The organism is Alcaligenes sp. LTN-3 (assembly GCF_059735605.1).
Genome location: NZ_JCAPDN010000004.1, coordinates 356,568 through 381,300, shown reverse-complemented (window position 1 = coordinate 381,300; position 24,733 = coordinate 356,568). Strand labels below are relative to the sequence as shown.

Here is a 24,733-nt window from a genome sequence, read left to right as displayed (position 1 = left end):
ATGCAAGCTACTAGCGACCTGTCGCTGATTTCGCTACTTCTCGATGCCAGTATTCCCGTTCAGCTTGTCATGCTGATCCTGCTGGGAATCTCGATTCTCTCGTGGGCCTATATCTTCAGTAAACGGGCTGCACTTAAACGCACGCTGGAGCAGACTCGCCGTTTTGAGGACGACTTCTGGGCGGGTGGCGATCTGGCCGTGCTTCAGCAATCCATCTCCTCGCGTCGTGCTGAACACGGGGCCTTGGCCCGTATTTTTGAAGCCGGCATGACTGAATTCATCAAGGCCCGTCGCAGTCAAAGCTCGGGGCCTGCCCTGCTGGACGGCCCACGTCGTGCCATGCGTGCCAGCTATCAACGCGAAATGGATACGCTGGAAACACATCTGAACTTCCTGGCCTCTGCCGGTTCGGTCAGCCCCTACATCGGGCTGCTGGGTACCGTCTGGGGGATCATGCACGCCTTTATCGGTTTGTCGGGCATGCAGCAGGCAACCCTGGCCTCGGTGGCTCCCGGTATTGCCGAAGCCCTGATTGCCACGGCTATTGGTCTGTTTGCCGCCATCCCTGCGGTGGTGGCCTACAACCGCTTTACCAACGAGCTCGATCGTATCTCGATCCGCTTTGACAGCTTTATCGACGAATTCCTGAACATCTTGCAGCGGCAGGTGAACTGATGCCATCGATGCGTGGAAGCACCGGCCGTCATGGCCGGCGCATGAAAAATGAAATCAACGTCGTACCGTATATCGACGTGATGCTGGTGCTGCTGGTGATCTTCATGGTCACCGCTCCCATGATTACCCCTGGTTTGGTGGAGCTGCCTTCGGTAGGCCAAGCCTCCGAAGTACCTGCCAAGCCGGTGGAAATCCAGGTTGATAAGGACGGCAAACTGGCCATACGCTTGCGCGATGCGGGCTCCGAGTTCATGAACATCGAGAAGTCCACACTGCTCAATGAAGTACGCTCGCGTATGCAGGCCGACAGTCCGGTTGTCATCGCCGCCGACGGCAAGGTTCCCTACGAGACCGTCATGGGCTTGATGGATGAGCTGCGCTCCAATGGCATCAACCGCCTGGGTCTGATCGTCGATCGCAATAGCGACCCTGACGCTGGCAAATAACCTCTGGCCGGATAGCGTGCTCGCCATCCGGCGCGAAAAACCTGAACTGAATGAAGCACAGAACACGCAATACCCGCAATCAGGCGCTGCGCTCGCCTGAGCAAAAGGAAGATCGGCGCGGCTTGCTCATCGCCCTGGGTCTGCACGGGCTGTTGCTGCTCGCCATTTTGGCGGGAGCCCTTTTTTCTACTGCGCCCAAAACACCCAATGCGGTGCAGGTCGAATTGTGGATGGACGGTGTCGCGCCCGACGCGGCCGTCAATGCGGATCCCGAAGCCCCCGAGGCCGAGCCAGAGCCACAACCTGAGCCTGAACCAGTTACAGAGCCAGAACCCAAGCCTGAACCGGAACCAGAACCGCCTCCGGCACCCAAACCACCTCCTGAACCTGAAAAGGTCACACCTCCTGCTGAACCCGAAGTCGATCCCGAGATCGCTTTGGAGCAAGCTCGCAAAGAACGCGAGCAAAAAGAACGTGAAGAAAAGCTGGAACAAGAGCGTCAGGAAAAACAGCGTCAGGACAAGCTAGCCGCTGAACGACGTGAACGTGAACAGAAGGAAAAGCAGGAACAGGAACGCAAGGACAAGGCCGAAGCAGAAGCTAAAGCCAAGGCGGAAGCCGAACGCAAGGCCAAAGCAGAGGCCGACGCCAAAGCCCGTGCTGATGCCGAACGCAAAGCCAAAGCCGAGGCAGAAGCCAAGGCCAAGGCAGACGCCGAGGCCAAAGCCAAAGCGGATGCTGAACGTAAGGCTCGCGCTGCTGCTGCCGCCAAAGCCAAGGCGGACGCCGAGCGCAAGGCCAAGGAAGAAGCGTTCCGTCGCGCCATGCGCGAAGGTGCTCCTGGCCGCCCCGGTGGTACCGCAGACCGCAACCAGGCTGGCGGCGGCGGTGGTGACGGTGGCTATGCCGCCAAAGTGCGCGCTTGCGTGCAGCCTGGCGTGGTCTACAGCACCCCTGCGCGCTCCGAAGTACGCGGCAACCCTACTTTGCAGTACCGCGTGGACCTGAATGCCGATGGCACCCCTAACCGCGTTCAAATCAAACGATCGTCCGGCATCGCTCTATTCGATGATGCCGTATCCAAGGGACTTGCCCGTTGCAGCCCTTTCCCCAAACCGCCTAGCGGGCAGTATCCATCGTATATTGATGGCGAATACCGCATGTTCGATTAATCAGGAGATTGCATAATGACCGCCGCTACCCCTGCCCTGGCGACCTTAGGTCGTCATTGGCGCGCCACGGCCACTGGAGCGTTTGCCCTGGCCGCTGGCATGTTCGCCAGCCAACCGGCTCAGGCCCAACTGCGGGTCGATATATCGGGTGTGGGTGCTACCCAGTACCCCATCGCGATCGCCGATTTTGCTGATAACCCGGCCAGCCAGTCCCTGGCCGAAGTGATTCGCGCCGACTTGACTCGTTCGGGTCAATTTCAATTGATCAATGCCACCGGTGCTGGTCTGAATGCAGAAAGCACCATCGCCTACGACGAATGGCGCAACCGGGGGGCTGATTACCTGGCCTACGGCTCGGTCGCCCAGACCGGCGGGCAATACTCCATCAGCTATCGCCTGGTGGATTCCGTTCGTCAAACACAGCTGGATGGGGTGGCTTTTGCGGGCAGCGAGAAAGAGTTACGTCGCATATCCCACCAGATTGCCGACCGTATCTACGAAAAAATCACCGGTGTACGGGGCGTTTTTTCGACACGCCTGGCCTATGTGTTGCAAACGGGCAACAACTACGAGTTACAAATTGCTGACGCCGACGGACAAAATCCACAGGTAATGTTGCGTTCTCGACACTCAATCATCTCGCCAGCCTGGTCCCCTGACGGTAAAAAGCTGGCTTATGTGAGCTTTGAGAACGATAAACCTGTTGTATATGTGCAAACTTTGGCCACTGGCCATCGTGAGCCACTGGCCAATTTCAAAGGCAACAACAGTAGTCCAGCATGGGCTCCCAACGGCAATCAGCTAGCTGTTGTGCTCTCCAGAGACGGTATTTCGCAGATTTACACGCTAAATGCAGACGGTTCGGGCTTGCGTCGTGTGATGCGTTCACCCCTGATCGATACTGAACCGAGTTTTATGCCTGATGGCAACTCCCTTGTATTTGTCAGTGATCGTGGTGGCGCTCCCAATATTTACAAAGTAAGCCTGGGAGGAAACGACGCACAACGCATTACCTTCAACGGGAGTTACAATATTTCACCGGAGGTCTCTGCGGACGGTACTAGGCTTGTATACGTCACACGCAGAAACGGTGCTTTCCGAATTGCCACTCAAGATATGGCATCAGGGTCTGAGCAACTGCTGACGACAGGTCCCGACGATCAGTCTCCGAGTTTCGCCCCTAATGGGATGCAGATCTTATATAGTTCTGTTCAGGGGGGGCGCAGTGTCCTAGCTGTAACATCCGTGGACGGTCGCGTTCGTCAGACCCTCTCGTCATTGAATGGCAAAGTACGCGAACCCACCTGGGGACCATTTACCAACTGACATCCTGTGTGACTCTTTTTCAAAAGGAATTCAAATGAGCTCGCGCATTCTTAAAAGTCTTACCCTCGCCGCCATGGCTGTAACCCTTGCTGCTTGCAGCTCGGTGCCTTTGGATCAATCAGGCTCCGGCTCAACCGGCGGTACTGGATCAGACTCTGCTAGCGCAGGCCAGATCATGGACCCTTTCAATCCTCAAAGCCCACTGGCACAACAACGCTCGGTATATTTTGACTACGACAGCTACGTTGTGAACGAACAGTACCGTGGCCTGGTAGAAATGCACGCCTCGTACCTGAGCGGCCATCCTCAGCAAACCGTGCGCATCGAAGGTAATACCGACGAGCGTGGTGGTGCTGAGTACAACCTGGCTCTGGGTCAGCGTCGTTCCGATGCCGTGGCACGTATGCTGGGTCTGCTGGGCGTGAGCAACAGCCAGATCGAAGCTGTGAGCTTTGGTAAAGAGCGTCCAAAAGCCTTGGGTAACACCGAAGCTGATTACGCCGAAAACCGTCGCGCAGACATCGTTTACCAACGATAATTTCTGCATCGACCAAGTGGTTCCGACGCCGTGGCGGTTGTTAACGCCGCGGCGTTTTTTATCGGCGCTGTGCCCGATCCACTGAAAATTCGTTATGCTGGACAACGGGCTCGCCAGGCCGGCCAAAGCCCCCCAGATCACAGCCCCCGACAGAGGGGAAACCGGCAGGTGAGGAGCCTGCGCATTGCGGATGCACATTTTTTAACGGACTTCACTATGCACGCTTATAAAAAGCCTTTTCGTCTTGCGACCGTTGCCCTGTTCGCGACGGCCGCCCTATTTGCCAGCCTGCCGGCCAAGGCCTTTGCCGATGACGAGGCCCGACGCGCCATTTTGGAGCTGCGTCAGCAAATTCGTCAGATGCACGAGCAAAATACCCAAGCTCGCCTGCAACTGGCAGATCAAATTGACACCCTGCGCTCTGAAGTTGTCTCACTGCGCGGCCAAGTCGAAAAACTGAGCTGGCAAGCCAGCGGTCAGGGCCAGAACAATGCGCCTGCCGGACAGCAAAGCCCTCATGCCGCAGACCCACAAGAACAAGCTGTCTTTGACAGCGCCATGGACGCCTATCGCGCTGGCCAATACAAACCCGCAGCCGATGCTTTTGCCGGTTTTCTGGCCGCCTACCCCTCCAGCGTTCTGGCCGATGAAGTGCGCTTTTACGAAGGCAGCAGCCTATATGCCATCAAAAGCTTCAAGACATCCATCCAAAAGCTGCAGGCTTTTGTGAAAGCGTCCCCACAAAGCCCTCGCGCTGCTGATGCTTTGATGGTGACGGCATCCAGCCAGATCGAACTGAACGATCTGAGCGGTGCCAAAACCACCTTGCAGCGTATCGTCAAAGACTACCCACAATCTGAAGCGGCCGAGACCGCGCGCAGCCGCCTGAAGCTGCTGGAATAATTACCCCGCGTGTAACGCCATACGGACCGGGTTCAAACCCGGTCTGTTTTTTTAGGCGACTGATTCTTGCCTGACTTGTACTGCTTGCCATGACACCCCCCTTTGCCGACTTCTCCACCCTTGAACTGACCGCACAAGGCTATCGCCACACATTTGTAGACCAAGGGCAAGGCGCAGCCGTGTTGCTGGTTCATGGTTCTCTGTGCGACTGGCGATACTGGCGTTGGCAGATCCCCGCCTTTGCCACCCAGTATCGGGTTTTGGCTCCCAGCCTGCGCTCCTACTGGCCCGGCGCACCCAGCCCCGGTCACTTCAGCACAGCGCAACACGCCCAGGACTTGCAGGCCTTGCTGGACCAGCATATTCCTGGCGAGAATGTGCATATCGTAGGGCATTCTCGCGGCGGTCATGTTGCCCTGCTGCTGGCTCAACGAATGCCCGAGCAAGTGGCCAGCCTGACCTTGGCAGACCCCGGTTTCCCGACTCCTGGCGCCTATTCCTATGCCCCTTTGTTCCAGCAAGTGGCCGAACGCCTGGAACAGGGCGATCGTGATGGTGCCATGGCTCTGTTTGTGGATACGGTCAATGGCTCGGGAACCTGGAAGCAAATGACGCGCTGGTTCCGCGAGATGATTCAGGACAACGCCCATACCATGCTGGATCAGCAGCAGGAGCCCAACCTGGGGCCGAGTCTGGAATGGCTCAAACAGCTGGATGCGCCCTTGAGCTTCATCACGGGCGAGAACAGTCCCACGCGCTACCACCATTGCATGGACATCATTCGTCAGCACCGGCGCGAGGACCAGTTGCACCGCATCCCTTTGGCGGCCCATGGCATGAATCTGGCCAATCCAAAAGCATTCAACCAGGCTGTACTGACAGCACTACAAGCCTGAGCACGAAAGCAAAACTGCACGCTTGATTGAACTGCCCCCAAAAAAGTTAGACAGCCGTCCAAGCTTTTGGGGGCAATTCAGAGACGCTCCTTTTTCTATGGAAGTGCCAGCCTGAATCAGTAAGCCTGTGTCTTGGCGGGCCGTAACTCGCACTCGGCCTGGACCTGGGTATCGTCAGACAGATGCAGACTCAGGATAATGCGTTCGCCCAGCGCCAGATCCTCTTTCGCCTGCCCCAGCATCACATGAAAAGCGCCGGGCTTCAGACGTAATGTGCCACCTGCTGGAATCTCCACCTCGGACGTATGCGACATGCGTGACATGCCATCGTGTTCGGTCGTCTGATGCAGCATCACATGCCCGAACGACAAGGTGCTGGCCCCTACCAAAGCCACACTCTGCTCACCCTTGTTTTCCAGCTCCAGATACGCGGCCAAAGGCGCAGGTTCCGGCAGCATACGCACCCAGCATTGACTGGCATGGACCTGTGTGCTCAAGGCACGTACCGCTTGGGGCTTACCATGGCCTGCATGCCCCTGTGCCATCACGGTGCTGGTCAAAGCCAGCACACTTAAGCCTAGAACAACTGCGCTGCGTTTCATGATGCTCCTCACTTCTTTCTGGTCGATTGGAATTGGCCCCACTTTGAGCAGCCTGCCGCCGAGCTCCCCCGATACGCGAGGCGATCTGATACAGTACCAGCCAGTCTGCCTCTCTTACAACGGCCTTCTTTTCAGTAACGATGTCATGACCAGCACACACACTGCACCCGAACCCAAAATCGATATTGTTCAATTTCGTGATCTTTTAGAACGCCTGCATCCCTTTGCCGCCGTTCTGGGTATTGATGTCGTGCACATTGGCCACGACAACGCCTGTTTACGCCTGCCCGAACGCAATGCGCACCAACGTATGGGTGGCATGGTGGCAGGCCCCATGTTGATGGGGCTGGCGGACCTGGCTCTCTATGCCGCTGTGGTCGGTGCCACCGGCAACCCCGATGCCGTCACCTCCAGCCTGACCATCAACTTTCTGCGCAAAGCCCCTCCCGGCGATATTCTGGCGCACGCCCGGATTCACAAGACAGGCCGTACCTGTGCGGGTGATGTTCTGCTGGAACCGGCCAACGGCGGCCCGGCTGTTGCACAAGTGATCAGCACCTGGTCTTTGCCTCGCCCCCAATAAACCATGTTTGCAAAGTCTCACACTCCCGGCCCGACCCAGCTCTGGCTGGCGGAGCTGCAATCGTCCATGCGCTTGGGCGGCCCCCTGATTCTGACAAATCTGGCGCAAGTCAGTCTGTTGGCAACGAATATGATTTACATGGGCCGACTGGGCCCTGATGAGCTGGCTGCCGGCTCTCTGTCCGCAAGCCTATACCAAGCCTTCATGATTTTCAGCATGGGGCTGGTATCGGCTGTCGTTCCCATGCTGGCCACGACACTGGGACGACGACTGCGCAATGTACGCGAATCCCAGCAGATCATTCGCCACGGATTTCTGACCGCTTTGCTCATTACCCTGCCGGCCTGGATTGTGCTGTGGAATGCCGAGCACATCTTGCTCATGATGGGCCAAGACCCTGTCGTCGCGGCGCGGTCCGTGACCTATATGCATACCCTGCAATGGGCCCTGCTGCCCTACTTGGGTTACATCGTGCTGCGCTCATTTCTGGCGGCCATGGAAAAACCTGGATGGACCTTGGCGGTGGCGATTACGGCCATTGGTATCAATGCCATACTGGGCTGGCTCCTGGTCTTCGGTAAGCTGGGCTTGCCTGCCATGGGATTGGCGGGCGCGGGACTGGCCACGACCGTATCCAGCGTATTCATGTTTGCAGCGTTAAGCTGGATCGTGCTGAGCGACCCGCGTTTTAGACGCTACTACCTGTTCAACGAAGCCTGGCAGTGGAGTTTTAAGCGTCTGTGGAAAATGTGGGCACTGGGTATTCCCATTGCGATTACCTTCACCCTGGAAACGTTGGTCTTTTACGCCGCCGTCATGATGATGGGCGTGCTGGGACAATCTGATCTGGCTGCGCACGCGATTGCCATGCAGATTTGCGCGGTGTCCTACATGATTCCTTTAGGTTTCAGCCAGGTCGCCACCATCCGTGTGGGACTGGCGGCAGGCCGGGTCGATCCTTTAGGCGCACGTCGTGCCGGCTGGATTTCCTACATCCTGGGCGTAGGCTTTATGGGCTTGGCTGCCTTGGTATTCTGGTTCGCCCCCTTGACGTTGATCAGCCTGTTCCTGGACCTGGATGTCGCCGAAAACCAGGACGTTATTGAACTTGCCATTACCTTCCTGGCGCTGGCCGCTTTGTTCCAGATCAGTGATGGTGCCCAGGCTGTAGCTGCAGGGATGCTACGTGGCCTGCATGACACGCGCATACCCATGCTGCTGGCCTTGCTAGGGTATTGGGTGCTGGGTGTTCCTACGGGTTCTTTACTGGCCTTCCAGTTCAATATGGGAGGGATGGGAATCTGGATCGGACTGGTAACAGGTTTGTCTGTGGTTGCCGTGCTGATGACGCTACGCTGGATGCGGGCCTCGGCGCGCTTGGGACGCAAGCGGCCTGCACGAACGGCATAGTCTGGGGTCTGCTCGGTGTATCGACTCTGTCGTCATAGGCTGACTACAAACCCGCCCCAGAGGCAATACCGAACGCACTTGGGCTGAGCCTGAGCAACAGCCAGAAAAGCCGCAGCAGCCACACATTGCAAAGCCCCTTGCTGGACTATCCAGCAAGGGGCTTTGTGTATCTACAAACTGCGGGGCAGATTACTGCTTGGGCAGTTTGCTGGCCACGCCTTCCACGTAGTAGTCCATGCGGTTCAACGCATCGTCATCCAGGAAACCGGATTCCAGACGTACCTTGCCGTCGTTGTCCTTGATAGGAGCGGCAAAAGGTTGCAGCGTACCAGCCTCGATCTCGGCCTGCTTGGCCAGAACAAACTCTTTCACGTCAGCGGGCACTTCGGGACCGAAGCCTTCCAAAGCCGCCATACCGGACTTCAGGCCACCCCAGGTGCTGTCGTTCTGCCACTTGCCATCCAGAACTTCAGTGGCCTTACGAGTGAAGTAGTCACCCCAGTGGTGGGTCACAGCAGCCAGTTGGGCTTTAGGGCCGAACTTGCTCATGTCGGAGTGGTAGGCAATAGCGTACTTGCCCGCTTCTTCCGCCGCTTGCACGGTGGCAGTGGAGTCGGTGTGGTGAGTCACCACGTCTGCGCCCTGACCCAGCAAGGTCACAGCCGCATCACGTTCTTTACCTGGGTCATACCAGCTATTGGCCCACACCACGCGCACCTGGGCTTCGGGGTTCACGCTCTTCAAACCGATAGCAAAGGCGTTGATACCTTGCAACACTTCAGGAATGGGATGAGCACCCACGTAACCGACCACATTGGATTTGGTCATCTTGCCCGCCAGCACGCCAGCCAGGTAACGGGACTCGTAGAAACGGGCGTTGGTGGTCGCCACGTTAGGCGCTGTTTTGTAGCCAGTGGAGTGGACGAATTTCACGTCTGGAAACTGCTTGGCCACTTTTTGCGTCTGGTTCATGTAGCCAAACGAGGTCGTGAAAATCAGCTTGTTGCCTTGCTGGGCCAGATCACGAATGACACGCTCTGCATCGGCGCCTTCAGGCACGTTTTCCACGTACTGAGTAACCACACGGCCTTTCAGGGCCTCTTCCATTTGCAGACGGCCAATATCCTGCTGCCAAGTCCAACCGGCTTCACCGATAGGGCTGACATACACAAAACCGATTTTCAGGGGTTCTTGATCGTTTGCCTGAGCGGACACAGGCAAGGCGGCCAGGGGGGAAGCGATGGCAGCGGCCATCAGGGCCTTGCGCATAAAGTTTCCAGTCATGTCAGTCCTCTAGTTGTTGGGATTGAAGTTTTTGCCAAGCGATGCAGGCATATTCAACCTGATCCAGTTAGCGTTTCGAGAAATTAAAACCAGCACAATAATCGTGGCCAGATACGGCATCATGGCCAGCAATTGCGAGGCTACCGGAACACCCAGAGCCTGCGCATGATAGGTCAGGATCGTGACCCCACCGAACAAGTAAGCGCCCAGCATGACGCGCCAGGGACGCCAGGTTGCAAAGGTCGTCAACGCCAGAGCAATCCAGCCACGCCCAGCGACCATATTCTCTACCCACATGGGTGTGTAGACCAGACAGATGAAGGCACCGGCCAAACCGCAGCAGGCCCCCCCGAACATCAAGGCGCCCAGGCGAATGTAGCGCACGTTATAACCGAGCGAATGCGCTGAAGCAGGCGACTCACCCACTGCGCGCAAGACCAAGCCAGAACGTGTACGAGCCAAAAACCAGGCCACGGCAATGCACAGCACCCAGGAGACATACACCATATAGTGTTGCTGGAAGAACGCCGGCCCAATCAGGGGAATATCTTTCAGAACCGGAATGGATAGCTTGGTGACAGTCAGAGAGTTGCCGGTGAAAGGCAGACCGATATAGGCCGAGGCCCCGACCCCAAATAGCGATAAGGCCAAGCCACAAGCCACCTGATTCGCGCCTAGCCAGACCGTCAACCAAGCAAAGGCAGCGGCCATCACGGCCCCCACAACCGCGCCGAGCACAAAGCCCAAGGCCGGGCTGCCTGTTTGCACGGCCACAGCAAAGCCCACAATGGCGGCCATCAGCATCATGCCTTCCGAGCCCAGATTGATAACGCCCGATTTTTCATTGATCAGCAAACCCAAGGCCGCCAGGAGCAATGGGGTGCCTGCGTTGATGGTTGCGGCTAGCAAAGGTGCAATCGCGTCCATTACTTTCTCCAGACCAAACGCTTGGTGATGAGCACGTCACAAGCCAACAAGGAAAACAAGAGGATGCCCTGGAAAATGCCGGTAATCGCATTGGGCAGGCCCAATCGACTTTGAGCCAGTTCCCCACCGATATACAGCAAAGACATCACAAACGAAGAGAAAATCAGTCCCAGTGGGTGCAGTCGCCCCACAAAAGCCACGATGATGGCCGCAAAACCATAGCCGGGTGAAATAGAAGGGGTCAATTGCCCGACTGGCCCCATCACCTCTGCGGCTCCGGCCAGACCGGCCAGTGCACCTGAAATCAGCAAAGAACTCCACAAGGCCTTACGGGAAGAAAAACCCGCGTAACGAGCCGCCAACGGCGCCATACCGCCCACTCGCAAGCGGAAACCGGCCATGCTGCGTGTCAGGAAAAGCCATGCAGCAACCGAGGCAATCAGCGCCAGCACAATACCAGTATGCAAACGCGTACCCGGCAAGACGGCAGGCAAGAGAAACCCATCAGAAAACAGACTGGATTGCGGAAAACCAAAACCGTCAGGATCACGCAAGGCACCATGCACCAGGTAGCTGAGCAGGTGCTGGGCCACATAGACCAGCATCAGGGACACCAGAATCTCGTTGGCATTGAAGCGATCTTTCAGGAAAGCCACAATCGCCGCCCAGGCCATGCCACCGAGCATGCCGCAGGCCAAGGCAATGCTAATCAGAAAAAAGCCGCCGTTCTCGCCATTGTCTACCTGCAAAACAAAGGCTCCGGCTGCCAAAGCGCCCATCACCAACTGCCCTTCCGCACCGATATTGAAGATATTGGCCCGAAAGCAAATCGCCAGACCGACAGAGATCAGCAGCAAAGGAATCAGCTTGACGCCTACCTCTGCCCAACCATTCAGGTCACGCAAAGGCTCCAGAAAAAACACATTCAGGCCCGCAAGGGGATCTTTGCCCAAGGACCAGAACAAGGTTCCGGCAACCACCATGGTCAACAAGACCGCCAACAAAGGCGAACACCAGGCCATCAAGGTAGAGGGCGTGGCACGAGTCTCAAGCCTGAACATGCTCACCCTCCTCCCACAAACCGCTCATCCATTGCCCAATCTGATCAACACTGGCTTGCGCCACGGGAATAGAAGGAGACATACGACCTTTGGAGATAACAATCAGGCGATCGGCAATCGCAAACAATTCGTCCAGCTCTTCGGAGATCACCAGCAAGGCACAGCCCGCATCGCGCAGAGCCAGTAGCTCGGCGTGAATCTGGGCAGCAGCCCCGACGTCCACGCCCCAGGTTGGCTGGGCAATCACCAGAATGCGCGGCTGACGGGTGACTTCACGGCCAATAATGTATTTTTGCAAATTCCCGCCCGACAGGCTGTTGGCAGCGGCCTGCTCGTTGGAGGTTTTGACGCGGAACCGCTTGATAATCCCGCCTGCCAGACGGCGGATGCTGGAAAAGCGCAGAAAACCCCGTTTTACCGTTTCCGGGTTTTGATGAGATAGCAGCAGATTTTGGGCCAGAGACAACTCTGGCACCGCACCGCGCCCCAGGCGCTCTTCGGGGACAAAACCCATGCCCTGGTCACGTCGCCAGGCCGCATCACGCTGGCCAATCGCCTGGCCGTCCAGCAAAATCATGTCTGCCTGCGCGCGGGTATCTTCACCCGACAAGGCCGCCAGCAACTCCTGCTGACCATTGCCGGAAATACCGGCCACACCCAGAATTTCGCCCTGGTGCAGATCAAAACTGACATCCTGCAATTCGCAGGCAAACGGATGAGATTTGTTCAATTGCAGATGACGTACCTGCAAGAGCGTGCCGCCTTGCTGCATGCTGCGCTCACCCAGCGACTGAGGTTCAGCACCAATCATCAGGCGCGATAGGCTGGCCGTGGTTTCCTCGCGGGGATCGCAGTAACCCGTGACCTTGCCCATGCGCATGACCGTACAGGCATGGCACAGCTCGCGGATCTCATCGAGCTTGTGGCTGATATAGACAATGCTGCAACCTTCTGCGGCCAACTGACGCAAGGTGCCGAACAAACGGCGCACCGCCTGCGGCGTCAGTACCGATGTCGGTTCATCCAGAATCAGCAGCTTGGGCTTGCCCAGCAAGGCACGCACAATTTCCACCCGCTGGCACTCACCCACGGACAAGGTATGAATGTGGCGTTGCGGGTCCAGATCCAGCCCGTATTGACTGGCAGTCTCGCTAATGCGGCCCGCCAGCTCCTGCATATTGGTGGAAGCAGGCAAACCCAGCGCAATGTTTTCCGTGACCGTCAGGGTGTCAAACAAGGAAAAGTGCTGGAACACCATACCAATGCCCAGTTGTCGGGCGGCCGCCGGGCTGCTGATCTGAACGGGCTGACCGTCCCACAGAATCTGGCCCTGATCTGGTTTGACCACCCCGTAGATGATCTTCATCAGGGTGGACTTGCCCGCGCCATTCTCTCCCAGCACGGCATGAATTTGCCCCGGCAGAATAGACAAGGAAATATTGTCGTTGGCCACCACCGCCGGATAGGCCTTGGTGATAGCGCGAAGTTCCAGGCGTGGCACAGCCTTGGGGTCTACGGATACCGTTTGCTCACCAGACTCAGAAGAATGGCCCACGGGAGACGATGGGGTCATGGCTGTATCAGCAAAAAAATATAAAACGTCTGAGCAAGCCCATCATGGCCTGCTCAGACGTAGAAAAAGAAAAGCTCAAGGTTTAACGCTTGCCCAGGGCTTGCTCGATTTTCTTATCAGTCTTGTATTGGCTAAGAGCGTATACCGCCCAAATCGCGGCAGGGATCCATCCGATAAGGGTCAACTGCAAGATCAGGCAAATAATACCCGCCACTGGACGACCAATCGTGAAAAATCCTAACCACGGCAACAATAGTGCGATCAGTAAGCGCATGAGAATACTCAAAATAATAAGAAGTGGGCGCTATTTTACCCTTTATTGGCGCACCGAATCATTCGCCTGAAATCAAACAAGACAAATGGCCCGGATCAGGCAGGCTGAACCGGGCCGATACTTGGGCACTGAACTTACAACAGCTCTTTACGCAACTGTGCGGCCGACTTGGGCGAGAGCAGGCCTGGGGCCACATCCAGGACAGTCTGGGCACCAATCTGACCGCTCTTGTTCATGCGGTACGCAGCGCGCGCGTAAGCGACCAACACGCTGGACGTGAACTCCGGATTGCTGCCCAGATTCAGCGCATACTCCACCACTTGCTGCGAGCCCGAACCCGATTGGCCGCTACGGATCACGAATCCCCCGTGTGGCATAGCTGCGTGGTCACGAGCCAGTGTTTCAGCGTCGATAAAGTTCACTTCGGTGTCGTAGTCAGCAAAGTAGTCAGGCATGGTGACAATCGCTTCTCGCACCGTATCGGCATCCGCGCCCTGCTCCAGCACCACAAAACACTGACGCTTATGCTTTTCACGGGTGCTAAGTTCAGGCTGCTCACCGTTGCGTACGCGCTGTACTGCGGCCTCGATAGGCAGGGTGTATTGCACGCCACCGGCCACACCGGCGACACGACGAATTGCATCGGAGTGTCCTTGGCTCAGCCCCTTGCCCCAGAAGGTGTAGGTCTGACCAACGGGCAAGACACATTCGCCATACAGACGATTCAGCGAGAACAGGCCCGGGTCCCAACCCACCGCGATCAAAGCCGTGGTACCAGCGCCTTGAGCGGCCGCATCGACAGCTGCGTAGTACTCGGGGATACGGGCGTGGGTATCAAAACTGTCCACGGTTGTGAACCAGCGTGCCAGGGCCGGGCCTTGCTCGGGCAGGTCATTTTTAGAGCCACCACAGAGAATCAGCACATCGATATCATTGCGGTACTGTTCGATCTGGTCCAGGGCACGTACGGGCACGCCTGCACTTTGCAGTTGCAAGGAAGCAGGGTCGCGACGAGTAAAAACGCTGACCAGCTCCATGTCCGGGTTTTGTGCCAGGGCCAGCTCTACGCCTCGTCCCAGATTGCCGTAACCTGCAATACCGACACGGATTTTGCTACTCATGGGTGTTTTCCTTAAATCTGATAAATAAGTGCTGTCAGAACTGCTGCGCTCTGAAGCGGCTGGCCTAGTCGCTGATCATACGGGCAGCAAAGCCCATAAACAGCAGCCCCACCGAGCCATTGCCCATACGGGACAGACGCTGATGACGTCGAAAAATGCCTGCCAGGCGATTGCCGCCAAAAATCAGCAAAGACAAATAACAAATACTGATCAGCTCCACCACCAGACCCAGCAGCATAAAAGCCAAGCCCGTGTGACCTTTGGACGGGTCCACAAACTGCACGAAAAAGGACAGGAAGAACAGGATGGCTTTGGGGTTCAACAAACTCAGGAGCAAGGCCTTGCGAAAGCGAGTGTCGTGGCGCAAACGCGTGTCTACGGACTGCACCGGGCCGCCTTGCCTGAAGGCCGACTGCAAGAGCCGCACACCCAGATACAACAAATAGGCCGCACCCAACCAACGTATACCCGTATGCAACATGGGTAGCGTCTTGAGCAGCGAGGCGGCGCCCAGGGCTGTCAAGGTCATCAAGATGCCATCGCCCACGACAACGCCAAAGGCCGCTTTATAGCCTTCACGCACACCATGCCCGGCGCCACTGGCCAAGACATATAAAGAATTGGGACCGGGTAACAGTACGATAAACACCGTACCCACGACAAAGGCCCAAAAATTGACTATACCGATTTGTTCAAGCACGCCGGCCTCGCGAAACGCAGCAGAATCAGCAATTTTAGCGCTAAAAAAATGCCCCTGACACGGGTGGAGTGCCAGGGGCGATCAGGTCAGCTTGTAAGGTCTACGCTACCGGACTGACTCGGCAACGCATTACCAGACCTGATGGACTACGCAGTAGCAAGCTCCTGTGTCTGGAACTGCTCCTGTTTCATCGTGCCTTCCTGCTGGAAACGAACGTGCCAGGACAGGGCCTCTTCCAGGATGTGGGGCGTGTGACCGCCACGTTGGCTGGCGCGTTCAACATAGTCCAACAAAGCGGGACGGTAGTCAGGGTGGGCACATTTCTCGATGATCACGCGGGCACGCTCACGGGGAGCCAGACCACGCAAATCCGCCAGACCCCATTCAGAAACCAGTACAGCTACATCGTGCTCGCAGTGGTCTACGTGCGAGGCCATCGGCACCACACTGGAGATGGCGCCATCTTTGGCGACAGACTTGCTGACAAAAATAGACAGGTGTGCATTACGGGCAAAGTCGCCAGAGCCACCAATGCCATTCATCATGTGGGTGCCACAGACGTGGGTGGAGTTCACATTGCCGTAGATATCAAATTCCAGGGCGGTGTTGATCGCAATGATGCCCAGGCGACGCACCAACTCTGGATGATTACTGATTTCCTGAGGGCGCAGCACCAGCTTGTCGCGGTAGTTATCCAGACCTTCCAGGAACTGCGCCATTTTGGGAGCGGACAAGGTCAAGGACGAGGCCGAGGCAAAGCTCAACTGGCCTGAGTCCAGCATGGCAATTGCACTGTCCTGTAAGACTTCCGAGTACATCTTCAGGTCAGTGAAGGGAGAATCCAGCAGGCCATACGTCACGGCATTGGCAATCGTACCGATACCCACCTGCAAGGGCAGCAAAGAGTGGCTCATACGGCCAGCATCCACTTCGCCTTTCAGGAACTCGATAATGTGACCGGCAATCGCCTGCGTTTCCTCATCCGGTGGCAGCACGCTGGAGGGGCTGTCCATCGCATCAGTCACCACAATACCCACGATGCGGGAAGGATCCACCTGAATGGCGGTGGTGCCAATACGTTGGTCCACATCCGTCAGTTCAATCGGCTGGCGATTGGGGCGGGCTTCGGGCACATAGATATCGTGCAAGCCTTCCATCTCTACCGGCATGCTCAGATTCAGCTCAACAATGATGTGTTTGGCTTGCTGGGCAAAGCTGGCCGAATTGCCTACCGAGGTCGTCGGCACAATCGCGCCGGTTTCAGTAATGGCAACCGCTTCAATGACGGCAATGTCGATGGCAGGCAAGTTGCCCGAACGCATGTGCTCCACTGTCAGCGACAAGTGCTGGTCGGTAAACAGGACTTTGCCTTCATTGATATGACGGCGCAGCACCGAGTCCACTTGAAACGGCGAGCGGCGGGCCAGAACACCGGCCTCAGCCATCAAGCCATCGCTATCATTACCCAGCGAGGCGCCGGTCACCACATTCAGTTTTAATGGCTCAGTCTGGGCCCGCTCGGCCAAGGCACGAGGCATGACCTTACAGTCTCCGGCGCGGGTAAAACCACTCATCCCGACATTCATCCCGTCTTTAAAGAAGGCGGCTGCCTCCTGAGCGGTCATGACCTTGCCTTCCAATTCGGGGGAACGAATGCGATCCTTGAACATCGTGTGCTCCTGTCTCTGTGTCATTGATCTACCTGTTGTTGCTTTCGGAAGGAGCCAGGGCCGAAAGCGCCAGGCGAGATCTTCACGCAACAGAACGACATCACGCTTTAAAAATAGTGGCTGTATGAGCCGGAGAGAAAAAGCCGAAATCGCCCTGACAACAGGCGTTTATGTTTTATGAACAAAGCCAGCATAGCATCGCCATAATGAATAAAATAACTAGCAATAAGTCGTAAAAATCATAAACAAAGGCCAGCCAATCATGGATATCCGATCCTTGCGATACTTCATTGAAACCGTTAAACATCAAAGCTTTACGCAAGCTGCGCAGAGCCTGAACGTGACGCAATCGACCATCAGCAAGATGGTCAAGCAGCTGGAAGATGAACTGGGCGAGCCCTTGCTGATCCGCGATCATCGGCAATTACAACTGACCGATTGCGGCAAAATTGTGCTGGAGCGCGGACAGGAGGTTTTGCAGAGCATGCAGGGCTTGCTGCGAGAAGTTCACGAAGTTCAGGCCTTGCAACGCGGTCGCCTGGATCTGGGCATTCCGCCCATGATTAATGTGCTGTTCACAGAAGTGCTCAAGACCTTCAAGAATCGACATCCGCAGATCGAGCTGATCCTGCACGAAGAGACCGGCATGGGGATTGAGCGCATGGTAGCTGCAGGCACAGTTGAAATGGGCCTCAGTATTCTGCCCTTGGGACCGGAGTTGAATGTATCGGCCACCCCGGTAGCCAAACATGCGGTTTGGGCAATAGGCCACAAAGACACGCTGACGGGGACACAAAAGAAGATCAAGCTGCGGGAGCTGGAAAAGCATCCCTTGATTTTTCTGGGTGAAGACTACGCCTTGACCCGTATGTTGCGGCGTGCCTTTGCCCATGCAGGACTGCAGGCGAATATTGCGGCACAAAGCAATCAATGGGATTGGGTGGCTTCCATGGCACAGGCGGGAATGGGGGTGGCTTTGCTGCCCCAGCCGTTTCTGTCTCGGCTGGAACCGGGGGACTGGGTTGCCAAAGAAGTGGTGGAGCCGGCGCTGAACTGGGAAGTGGCGCTGCTATGGAATGGACGGTATCTGTCGCAAGCCGCCCGAGCATGGCTGCAGGTTTGTACGGATGTGCTGGGGGGGAACTGGCCTGAGCTTGAAGGAGATTCATAGCAAAGGTGCGCTACTGGTTGGCCCTTGAATGCTCATTGTGTACTTAATATAAAACTAGGCCCGGCATCACAATGTTGAATTTTCAAGACACCCCAAAGCGCAACATCTTTCTCCATGCTCTGGCCCGCCATATTGCCGTAGCGTAGCGTTAGGCCCCGTTGCGCTGGTGCCAGTGTGGCCGCCCAATCCAGAATAATCAGGTCTAGGTTCCACCAGGGTGCCGAATAGTTGCTGACTCAGTGCATGTGGCTTGGCAAACGCTCCTGATGCAAGTCCTGCATAGAAAGACGCCTTGCCGCATCGTAAAGACGGCAGTTCATCTTGCTATTGTACGAGGCCAGGCGGATGGCTGTTTGGGGTGGCATGTTTTTTCCAGACCTGGATACTGTACAAGGATCGTTTATTTAAAAAGGTGGATGGATCAAGCAAAAATGAGGATCTGCGTACCCTCAAATCTGCGCCTCAACAATTCACTTGACCAACATATAGGTAGTCAGCTACATTTCAGCCTTAATGATTATGTGGCAGCATGATGTTTGAACTCAAGGATCTTCCTAGCTACGACACGCTGGTCAAAATGGGCGTCGAGTACAGCAACCCAGATGTAGATGGGCTGCAGACTTGGCTTATCTGGGCTTCGGCTACCAGTGAAATGTTGTCGGCTTTTGAAGCCAATCTTGATCGCACTTCCGGCTTATCGCAGACACAATTTTTCGTGCTGATTCTGCTTAAGCGCAATCCGGATGGTTTGAGCATAGGTACGCTGGCAGATGGGGTGTCGGTCACATCGCAGACGATGACTCGCATTATTGATCGCATGGAAATCGCCGGTTTATGCAATCGGGAGCAGCACCCTCAGGATCGTCGTGCCTGGTTGGTTCGCCTGACCGAGCACGGGGTCGAGGTTTTGGGTAAAGCCTTGCCGGCTCACTATGTATGGGTTGCCGAACTGATGAGCCATTTCGACGCGCAAGAACGCGATGTGCTTGTACGCTTGATGCTCAAGCTCAATCAACAAGGGATCTTGCCCAAGACACACGGCGGCTGATTGTCAGCCGTTTTTTTTAAGTATATATGTAGCTTACTGCATAACAGCTAGGAACATTTACCATGAAAGTATCTGCCAGTGATCCGCACGCTATTGGGATAGGTTTGCGTGCCTTGATGGTTATCTGCGCTTTATCGGTTGTGTCTTTGCTGTACCTGCCTTTACCGATTTTGGGGACGTTGAAACATACCTATGGCATTGAAGCTACGGGCATGGTGAGCAGCTTTGGATTTGCCTACGCAGCCGGATTTTTGATTTTTGGTCCACTTTCGGATCGCTTGGGTCGTCGCAATGTCATGGTCGGAGGCCTGCTGGCCTTGGTGGGCGCGACAGCGGTACTCGCATTGGCAAGCTCCCCTCTGTTCCTAACGTTTGGCCGCGTGTTGCAAGGCCTGGCAGCCTCTTCCTTTCCCCCCGTAGCGATTACCTACCTGGCAGAGCGAGGCAACCCACGCCAAAAAATGTGGAGTGTGGCCTGGATGAGTACGGCCTTTCTTTCCGCCGGTTTGCTAGGGCAGATTTATGGCGGATTGGTGGCCGGGCCTTGGGGCTTGGGGGCGGCTTTGGGGCCACTGTGTGGTGTGTTCGCCTTGACTGCGTGGAGCTTGTGGAAGAAACCAGCAGATAGGCTGGCAGGCCAAGGTTTAAGCGGGTTTTTCAGCAATTACAAAGCCATAGGCAGTTTGTTGGCGGATGCACGATTGCGCCGTGTTTACCTGCCTGCATTCTTCCTGCTGATGTGTTTCGTTGCTTTCTACATGATCTTGGATAGCAAACTCGGAATGCAATTTGAGCAGTTGGGCATTTCTCCTATGACGACACGAGCTGTGGTGGCGCCTGCTTTTTTGATGCCTTTGCTGGTTGCTGTCGTGATGCCGAAGTTAGGGCCGCAGCGTACCTTGGGCGCTGGATTAGTGTGCGCCGCAGCAGGTTTGGCCTTGAGTGCATGGGCCGGGGAGGAGCACCTGATGGCTTTGCTTGGCTCCAGTTTCTTATTTGTGGCCGGACTGGGTATCAGCGTTCCTAGCCTGATTGCCCGAGTAGCAGGAGTTAGCGATATCTCGCTGCGGGGATTGGCTGTGTCGCTCTACACCTTCGTGCTGTTTATTGGCGCAAGTCTGGGGCCATGGTTGGCCCAACAGACTGCGGATATGGCTTTGGCCAGTACCTATTTGCTGCTTGCTGGCGTATTGGCCATCTGCGCGATCTACGCCGCTTTTCCCAACTAGGAGTCTGCAACGATGCGAGTTTATTTTTCTGTTCCTGCTGTTCCTGCTGTGCTTGCTGCAGTAACGCTGCAAGCGGTTTGGCTTGTTCCTGTGCAGGCACAGACTAGCCCCTCTTCTACGGAGAATGTCATGAGTACCACAATCAATAATCCGGCTGCCGCCTTTGTTCCAGAAGCTTACGTTCAGGTGGCCCAAGGTGCTGTCAGCGTAGATGGTGAAGCTGTTGTATTGACTCGTTATGAGCGTGAGGATGGTCGAAACTCAGGTTTGGAAGGTGAGCATTTCAGCTCTGTTGTCTCTGAGTCCGGGCGGCTGAAAGGCTTTGCGCATATTTCTTTGGACCTGGTGGACCGGCCCTTGCCCAGCGCCGAACGTAGTGAGGCGATTGCCCGTGCTTTCTTGCAGGAGCATGCCCCTGACTTGTTGCCTAAAATGGAGATTCATTGGGTGGATACCCATGATGAGCCCATTCGCATAGAACGAAACGGTCGTACAGAAACCGTGACCTTAACCGGTATGAAAGTGAAGGCCCGCAACCTGGAGGACCGCTTGTGGTTCTGGGTCATTATTGGACCTGATGAGCAGCCCATGGTGTTCGAGCGCGACATTACCTGGATTACCTTTCCCGGTCACCGCAAGACTGAAAAATGGCTGCATGATAGTTGGCTTAAGCAGCAAAAGACGGATCTTGGCAACGGCAACAAGCGCGTTTAAGCTGCCCCCATGGTGTATTTCATGCCTATGTGACAAGGCCTTAACGTCGGTTTAGACGTCCCTTGGACAAGCGCAGCTTTAGCCTTTCAGGCTAAGGCTGTCGATCGCCTCGAGAATCGCGGGGGCTGCTTGGTTAAAGTACAGTGTTTATCGACACAGCTTCAGAGCCGGTACGGTGGTAGCGTCCTCTAGCCTGTGCAAGCAGAATATGCCTGATAAGCCTGAACGCTAGACGCGATGGTACGCCTGAATCGACACTACTTCACATAATGTTCGATCGGCGAATGATCATCCAGCCTTAACACCCGACCATCGATTAATAACGAGGGCAGTCGCGTCACTCCAGCGGCAAGCGCATCGGCAACACCTTCCTGCTGCTGCGAGAGATTGAATGCCTGGTAGTGATGCCCGGGTGTCGAGAAAACGCCGCGCATCAGCTCGTCAATACCCAAGCAAATATTGCATCCGTCATGAAAGAGTGTGACGTTGATCATTGAATGTCCTCTATGTATGAGAGTCTAGATACAAGGAAAATGACGTCCTTTGGCCTACACACACTGCTGAACCGTTAGAAAACACCCAATAACCCTGATCAATGCTGAGGCGGCTTTGCTAGATTCATAGCGACATGTAGCGACAAAATGGAACTCATTTATGTCCTGTGACATATAAGAATAATAACAAATAACGTCCCTACAAACGGCCTGATCTTCCCGAAACCATACCCTAAACGCCAAATCCTTTTGCAAGCATCAGCATCCATTCCTCTAGCGACTTGCTACAGTCTTGGCACGTTCTCACGTTCACCCTGAATATCTTATTGACTCAAGCGCATCTCCAAGCGATGCGGGTCGCGTCTTCTTCACACCTAATGCCTAACAGCAGCCTCTAATCACATTCGGTGAAAAACAAAAAAAGGCCACCCTAAACAGGGTGGCCTTCTTGAACAGCAAGATCCAACAATCAGAAAGACTTAAGCAGTCACTTGCTCCGCAGCCGGTTCTTCAACTTCAGCCGAACTACGGATCAGGTAATCAAACGCGCTCAAGGCAGCCTTGGCACCTTCACCGGCAGCAATCACGATCTGCTTGTAAGGCACAGTCGTCACGTCGCCTGCAGCAAATACACCTGTCAGCGAAGTAGCGCCGCGTACATCAACCTCGATCTCGCCATGGCGTGACAAAGCCACATCGCTGCCCTTGAGCCATTCCGTGTTGGGTACCAGACCAATCTGAACGAACACACCGTCCAGCTTGATGCTCTTGGCTTGCTGGGTCTGACGATCCAGGTAATTCAAACCAACAACCTTGGCGCCGTCACCCAGAACTTCCGTCGTCTGAGCCTGAGTAATGATCGTCACATTAGGCATGCTGCGCAGCTTGTTCTGCAAAACCTGGTCAGCACGCAAGGCATCGCCAAACTCAATCAAGGTAACGTGCTTGACCAACCCAGCCAGGTCAATCGCCGCCTCGACACCGGAGTTACCACCACCGACCACCGCTACATCCTTGCCCTTGAACAGCGGACCATCACAGTGCGGGCAGTACGCCACACCACGGTTACGGTAATCCTGTTCGCCAGGCACATTCAATTCACGCCAGCGGGCACCGGTAGCCAGAATCACGGACTTGGCTTTCAGTTGAGCGCCGCCATCCACATCTACGATGACTTTCTTGCCTTCGCGGCGAATACCCTTGGCACGATGCAGATTCATGATGTCCACATCGTACGTTTTAACGTGTTGCTCCAGCGCGGTGGCAAAGGCAGGACCATTGGTCTCGACCACCGAGATGTAGTTCTCGATAGACATGGTGTCCAGAACCTGACCACCGAAACGCTCGGCCAATACACCCGTGCGAATACCCTTGCGAGCAGCGTACACAGCCGCGGCTGCACCAGCAGGACCACCGCCGACGATCAGGACATCAAACTCGTCCTTGGCATTCAGGGCTTCAGCACGAGCCGAGTTATCGCCCGTATCCAGCTTGGCCAGCAACTCTTCAGCACTGGCACGGCCTTGATGGAACATTTCGCCATTCAAGAACACGGCCGGAACCGACATGATGTTGCGCTGCTGAACCTCGTCCTGGAACAGGGCACCGTCAATGGCCACGTGCTTGATACGTGGGTTGATCACGGACATGGCGTTCAAGGCCTGCACCACGTCAGGACAGTTCTGGCACGACAGCGAGAAATACGTTTCAAAAACAAAGTCGCCGGGCAGATTACGGATCTGCTCAATCACAGCGGCATCCAGCTTGATCTCATGGCCACCCACTTGCAGCAGGGCCAGGATCAAAGAGGTAAATTCGTGTCCCATCGGGATACCCGCAAAGCTCACGCTAATGTCGGTACCGGGACGGTTAATTTGGAAGGAAGGCTTACGCTCTTGCGCATCCGCATCTTCGCGATAGCTGGTCTTGTCGGACAGACCATCAATTTCTTGCAACAGTTCGCGCAGCTCGACGGACTTGGCGCCAGTATCCAGCGTCGCAACGATCTCGATCGGTTGCGTGATCTTCTCGAGATATGCCTTCAATTGAGTTTTGATGTTTGCATCTAACATGTGAAACGCCCTTTATCCTGTACTGAACGAAACAACTTGAGGTGCCTGAACCGGTCAGGCACCGGGGTGGCGGCGCAGCGCGCCGACCACCGCTTAAGACCCGTGTTTAAAAGGTCTTAGATCTTGCCAACCAGATCCAGGGAAGGAGTCAGCGTCTTGGCGCCTTCTTCCCATTTGGCTGGGCAAACTTCACCGGGGTGAGCGGCGATGTACTGAGCAGCCTTAACTTTGCGCAGCAGCTCGGAAGCCACACGGCCGATACCGTTGTCGTGGATTTCCAGAACCTTGATTTCGCCTTCTGGGTTCACTACGAACGTACCGCGCAAAGCGATACCTTCTTCTTCGATCAGCACGTCAAAGTTGCGCGACAGCTGATGAGTAGGGTCACCGATCATTGGGTAGTTCACTTTGCTGATGGCTTCCGAGGTGTCGTGCCATGCTTTGTGAGCAAAGTGAGTGTCGGTGGACACGGAGTAAACCTCTACGCCCATTTTTTGGAACTCGGCGTAGTTGTCGGCCAAGTCTTCCAGTTCGGTTGGGCAAACAAACGTAAAGTCGGCTGGGTAGAAAACAAAAACAGCCCACTTACCGGCAACGGTTTCGTTGCTGACTTCGATAAATTTGCCGTTGTGAAAAGCTTGTGCTTTAAAAGGTTTGATGACGGTGTTGATCAAAGACATATTTGCTCCGGTGAGTGATTAATCATTGACAGTAAAGCCATTATAGGAAGCCACTGACGATTAGTAAAATTGATTAATGCAATAACGCTCATTGCTATTAGCTATCGCACGTCGCATAAAAACTTCTTTCTATGCGTCGCACAGACTTATGCTAACAGAGCGAG

25 protein-coding genes are annotated in these 24,733 nt (G+C 55.5%); 13 read left to right on the top strand and 12 right to left on the bottom strand.

Annotation, left to right across the window (positions count from 1 at the left end; genetic code table 11):
• The 7 genes from tolQ (at position 1) to AC6I6N_RS18130 (ending at position 5,956) form a co-directional block, all read left to right on the top strand.
• Positions 1–675 carry a protein TolQ gene (gene tolQ, locus AC6I6N_RS18160; RefSeq protein WP_009454887.1) on the top strand — a complete coding sequence of 225 codons (675 nt, stop codon included), beginning with the start codon at positions 1–3 and terminating at the stop codon, positions 673–675.
• The gene (gene tolR, locus AC6I6N_RS18155; RefSeq protein ID WP_108728650.1) at positions 675–1,121 is read left to right on the top strand and encodes a protein TolR; all 447 of its coding nucleotides are present in this window, start codon (positions 675–677) and stop codon (positions 1,119–1,121) included. Before tolQ ends, tolR begins: the two co-directional genes overlap by 1 nt.
• 50 nt (positions 1,122–1,171) lie before the next feature.
• Complete coding sequence (tolA, locus tag AC6I6N_RS18150; protein WP_497943708.1) at positions 1,172–2,293, top strand: cell envelope integrity protein TolA; 1,122 nt, start codon at positions 1,172–1,174, stop codon at positions 2,291–2,293.
• A 15-nt stretch (positions 2,294–2,308) separates the two neighbouring features.
• Positions 2,309–3,619: a Tol-Pal system beta propeller repeat protein TolB gene (tolB, locus tag AC6I6N_RS18145; protein WP_094197554.1), complete on the top strand. Its 1,311-nt coding sequence runs from the start codon at positions 2,309–2,311 to the stop codon at positions 3,617–3,619.
• Between the two features lie 34 nt (positions 3,620–3,653).
• On the top strand, positions 3,654–4,157 hold the full coding sequence (gene pal / locus AC6I6N_RS18140; RefSeq protein WP_121739477.1) for a peptidoglycan-associated lipoprotein Pal: 504 nt from the start codon (positions 3,654–3,656) through the stop codon (positions 4,155–4,157).
• A 216-nt stretch (positions 4,158–4,373) separates the two neighbouring features.
• On the top strand, positions 4,374–5,060 hold the full coding sequence (gene ybgF / locus AC6I6N_RS18135) for a tol-pal system protein YbgF (RefSeq protein WP_094197556.1): 687 nt from the start codon (positions 4,374–4,376) through the stop codon (positions 5,058–5,060).
• An 89-nt stretch (positions 5,061–5,149) separates the two neighbouring features.
• On the top strand, positions 5,150–5,956 hold the full coding sequence (locus AC6I6N_RS18130; protein ID WP_427958029.1) for an alpha/beta fold hydrolase: 807 nt from the start codon (positions 5,150–5,152) through the stop codon (positions 5,954–5,956).
• 116 nt (positions 5,957–6,072) lie between these two features.
• Here the strand turns inward: AC6I6N_RS18130 and AC6I6N_RS18125 are convergent, their stop codons facing one another.
• Positions 6,073–6,558 (bottom strand): copper chaperone PCu(A)C, encoded by a 486-nt coding sequence (locus tag AC6I6N_RS18125; RefSeq protein ID WP_427958027.1) that lies wholly within the window; start codon positions 6,556–6,558, stop codon positions 6,073–6,075.
• 145 nt (positions 6,559–6,703) lie between these two features.
• Here AC6I6N_RS18125 and AC6I6N_RS18120 point away from each other — a divergent pair, with 145 nt between their 5' ends.
• Positions 6,704–7,141: a PaaI family thioesterase gene (locus AC6I6N_RS18120; RefSeq protein WP_094197559.1), complete on the top strand. Its 438-nt coding sequence runs from the start codon at positions 6,704–6,706 to the stop codon at positions 7,139–7,141.
• Between the two features lie 3 nt (positions 7,142–7,144).
• Positions 7,145–8,551, top strand: a complete 1,407-nt coding sequence (locus tag AC6I6N_RS18115) for an MATE family efflux transporter (RefSeq protein WP_108728646.1) — start codon at positions 7,145–7,147, stop codon at positions 8,549–8,551.
• A gap of 189 nt (positions 8,552–8,740) precedes the next feature.
• Here the strand turns inward: AC6I6N_RS18115 and AC6I6N_RS18110 are convergent, their stop codons facing one another.
• The 8 genes from AC6I6N_RS18110 to scpC form a co-directional block, all read right to left on the bottom strand.
• Complete coding sequence (locus tag AC6I6N_RS18110; RefSeq protein ID WP_094197561.1) at positions 8,741–9,820, bottom strand: BMP family ABC transporter substrate-binding protein; 1,080 nt, start codon at positions 9,818–9,820, stop codon at positions 8,741–8,743.
• A 24-nt stretch (positions 9,821–9,844) separates the two neighbouring features.
• Positions 9,845–10,762, bottom strand: coding sequence for an ABC transporter permease (locus AC6I6N_RS18105; protein ID WP_042489288.1), 918 nt, complete (start codon positions 10,760–10,762; stop codon positions 9,845–9,847).
• Entirely contained in the window at positions 10,762–11,823 is a 1,062-nt protein-coding gene (locus AC6I6N_RS18100; protein ID WP_094197562.1) for an ABC transporter permease, read from the bottom strand. Before AC6I6N_RS18100 ends, AC6I6N_RS18105 begins: the two co-directional genes overlap by 1 nt.
• Positions 11,810–13,396: an ABC transporter ATP-binding protein gene (locus AC6I6N_RS18095; RefSeq protein WP_230019202.1), complete on the bottom strand. Its 1,587-nt coding sequence runs from the start codon at positions 13,394–13,396 to the stop codon at positions 11,810–11,812. Before AC6I6N_RS18095 ends, AC6I6N_RS18100 begins: the two co-directional genes overlap by 14 nt.
• Before the next feature lie 82 nt (positions 13,397–13,478).
• Positions 13,479–13,670 carry a YqaE/Pmp3 family membrane protein gene (locus tag AC6I6N_RS18090; RefSeq protein ID WP_003802304.1) on the bottom strand — a complete coding sequence of 64 codons (192 nt, stop codon included), beginning with the start codon at positions 13,668–13,670 and terminating at the stop codon, positions 13,479–13,481.
• A 134-nt stretch (positions 13,671–13,804) separates the two neighbouring features.
• A complete protein-coding gene (locus AC6I6N_RS18085; protein WP_094197563.1) occupies positions 13,805–14,791 on the bottom strand; it encodes a diaminopimelate dehydrogenase in 987 nt (328 codons plus the stop codon).
• Between the two features lie 64 nt (positions 14,792–14,855).
• Entirely contained in the window at positions 14,856–15,491 is a 636-nt protein-coding gene (leuE, locus tag AC6I6N_RS18080) for a leucine efflux protein LeuE (RefSeq protein WP_094197564.1), read from the bottom strand.
• A 146-nt stretch (positions 15,492–15,637) separates the two neighbouring features.
• On the bottom strand, positions 15,638–17,161 hold the full coding sequence (scpC, locus tag AC6I6N_RS18075) for a succinyl-CoA:acetate CoA-transferase ScpC (protein ID WP_094197565.1): 1,524 nt from the start codon (positions 17,159–17,161) through the stop codon (positions 15,638–15,640).
• A 262-nt stretch (positions 17,162–17,423) separates the two neighbouring features.
• Between scpC and AC6I6N_RS18070 the strand changes: the two genes are divergently transcribed.
• The 4 genes from AC6I6N_RS18070 to AC6I6N_RS18055 all read left to right on the top strand — a co-directional run bounded on the left by AC6I6N_RS18070 (position 17,424) and on the right by AC6I6N_RS18055 (position 21,323).
• The gene (locus AC6I6N_RS18070) at positions 17,424–18,332 is read left to right on the top strand and encodes a LysR family transcriptional regulator (RefSeq protein WP_121739485.1); all 909 of its coding nucleotides are present in this window, start codon (positions 17,424–17,426) and stop codon (positions 18,330–18,332) included.
• Positions 18,333–18,861: 529 nt separating this feature from the next.
• On the top strand, positions 18,862–19,380 hold the full coding sequence (locus AC6I6N_RS18065; protein ID WP_240632098.1) for a MarR family winged helix-turn-helix transcriptional regulator: 519 nt from the start codon (positions 18,862–18,864) through the stop codon (positions 19,378–19,380).
• Between the two features lie 62 nt (positions 19,381–19,442).
• Positions 19,443–20,609: an MFS transporter gene (locus tag AC6I6N_RS18060; protein WP_321267365.1), complete on the top strand. Its 1,167-nt coding sequence runs from the start codon at positions 19,443–19,445 to the stop codon at positions 20,607–20,609.
• A gap of 129 nt (positions 20,610–20,738) precedes the next feature.
• Positions 20,739–21,323, top strand: coding sequence for a hypothetical protein (locus AC6I6N_RS18055; protein WP_321267367.1), 585 nt, complete (start codon positions 20,739–20,741; stop codon positions 21,321–21,323).
• A gap of 257 nt (positions 21,324–21,580) precedes the next feature.
• Here the strand turns inward: AC6I6N_RS18055 and AC6I6N_RS18050 are convergent, their stop codons facing one another.
• The 3 genes from AC6I6N_RS18050 to ahpC form a co-directional block, all read right to left on the bottom strand.
• Positions 21,581–21,817, bottom strand: coding sequence for a hypothetical protein (locus tag AC6I6N_RS18050; protein ID WP_094197567.1), 237 nt, complete (start codon positions 21,815–21,817; stop codon positions 21,581–21,583).
• Positions 21,818–22,296: 479 nt separating this feature from the next.
• Positions 22,297–23,889 (bottom strand): alkyl hydroperoxide reductase subunit F, encoded by a 1,593-nt coding sequence (gene ahpF, locus AC6I6N_RS18045; RefSeq protein WP_125277995.1) that lies wholly within the window; start codon positions 23,887–23,889, stop codon positions 22,297–22,299.
• 116 nt (positions 23,890–24,005) lie between these two features.
• Positions 24,006–24,569 (bottom strand): alkyl hydroperoxide reductase subunit C, encoded by a 564-nt coding sequence (gene ahpC, locus AC6I6N_RS18040; RefSeq protein ID WP_042488726.1) that lies wholly within the window; start codon positions 24,567–24,569, stop codon positions 24,006–24,008.
• Positions 24,570–24,733: the final 164 nt, after the last annotated feature.

What these genes read in the sequence shown, in the direction of transcription:
- AC6I6N_RS18100 (WP_094197562.1), bottom strand. Translation starts at nt 11,823, where the DNA reads ATGTTCAGGCTTGAGACTCGTGCCACGCCCTCTACCTTGATGGCCTGG.
- tolR (WP_108728650.1), top strand. Translation starts at nt 675, where the DNA reads ATGCCATCGATGCGTGGAAGCACCGGCCGTCATGGCCGGCGCATGAAA.
- AC6I6N_RS18130 (WP_427958029.1), top strand. Translation starts at nt 5,150, where the DNA reads ATGACACCCCCCTTTGCCGACTTCTCCACCCTTGAACTGACCGCACAA.
- ahpF (WP_125277995.1), bottom strand. Translation starts at nt 23,889, where the DNA reads ATGTTAGATGCAAACATCAAAACTCAATTGAAGGCATATCTCGAGAAG.
- AC6I6N_RS18060 (WP_321267365.1), top strand. Translation starts at nt 19,443, where the DNA reads ATGAAAGTATCTGCCAGTGATCCGCACGCTATTGGGATAGGTTTGCGT.
- AC6I6N_RS18055 (WP_321267367.1), top strand. Translation starts at nt 20,739, where the DNA reads ATGAGTACCACAATCAATAATCCGGCTGCCGCCTTTGTTCCAGAAGCT.
- AC6I6N_RS18115 (WP_108728646.1), top strand. Translation starts at nt 7,145, where the DNA reads ATGTTTGCAAAGTCTCACACTCCCGGCCCGACCCAGCTCTGGCTGGCG.
- scpC (WP_094197565.1), bottom strand. Translation starts at nt 17,161, where the DNA reads ATGTTCAAGGATCGCATTCGTTCCCCCGAATTGGAAGGCAAGGTCATG.
- AC6I6N_RS18120 (WP_094197559.1), top strand. Translation starts at nt 6,704, where the DNA reads ATGACCAGCACACACACTGCACCCGAACCCAAAATCGATATTGTTCAA.
- AC6I6N_RS18090 (WP_003802304.1), bottom strand. Translation starts at nt 13,670, where the DNA reads ATGCGCTTACTGATCGCACTATTGTTGCCGTGGTTAGGATTTTTCACG.
- AC6I6N_RS18125 (WP_427958027.1), bottom strand. Translation starts at nt 6,558, where the DNA reads ATGAAACGCAGCGCAGTTGTTCTAGGCTTAAGTGTGCTGGCTTTGACC.
- AC6I6N_RS18085 (WP_094197563.1), bottom strand. Translation starts at nt 14,791, where the DNA reads ATGAGTAGCAAAATCCGTGTCGGTATTGCAGGTTACGGCAATCTGGGA.
- tolQ (WP_009454887.1), top strand. Translation starts at nt 1, where the DNA reads ATGCAAGCTACTAGCGACCTGTCGCTGATTTCGCTACTTCTCGATGCC.
- tolB (WP_094197554.1), top strand. Translation starts at nt 2,309, where the DNA reads ATGACCGCCGCTACCCCTGCCCTGGCGACCTTAGGTCGTCATTGGCGC.
- AC6I6N_RS18105 (WP_042489288.1), bottom strand. Translation starts at nt 10,762, where the DNA reads ATGGACGCGATTGCACCTTTGCTAGCCGCAACCATCAACGCAGGCACC.
- AC6I6N_RS18050 (WP_094197567.1), bottom strand. Translation starts at nt 21,817, where the DNA reads ATGATCAACGTCACACTCTTTCATGACGGATGCAATATTTGCTTGGGT.
- tolA (WP_497943708.1), top strand. Translation starts at nt 1,172, where the DNA reads ATGAAGCACAGAACACGCAATACCCGCAATCAGGCGCTGCGCTCGCCT.
- ybgF (WP_094197556.1), top strand. Translation starts at nt 4,374, where the DNA reads ATGCACGCTTATAAAAAGCCTTTTCGTCTTGCGACCGTTGCCCTGTTC.
- pal (WP_121739477.1), top strand. Translation starts at nt 3,654, where the DNA reads ATGAGCTCGCGCATTCTTAAAAGTCTTACCCTCGCCGCCATGGCTGTA.
- ahpC (WP_042488726.1), bottom strand. Translation starts at nt 24,569, where the DNA reads ATGTCTTTGATCAACACCGTCATCAAACCTTTTAAAGCACAAGCTTTT.
- AC6I6N_RS18095 (WP_230019202.1), bottom strand. Translation starts at nt 13,396, where the DNA reads ATGACCCCATCGTCTCCCGTGGGCCATTCTTCTGAGTCTGGTGAGCAA.
- AC6I6N_RS18070 (WP_121739485.1), top strand. Translation starts at nt 17,424, where the DNA reads ATGGATATCCGATCCTTGCGATACTTCATTGAAACCGTTAAACATCAA.
- AC6I6N_RS18065 (WP_240632098.1), top strand. Translation starts at nt 18,862, where the DNA reads ATGATGTTTGAACTCAAGGATCTTCCTAGCTACGACACGCTGGTCAAA.
- AC6I6N_RS18110 (WP_094197561.1), bottom strand. Translation starts at nt 9,820, where the DNA reads ATGCGCAAGGCCCTGATGGCCGCTGCCATCGCTTCCCCCCTGGCCGCC.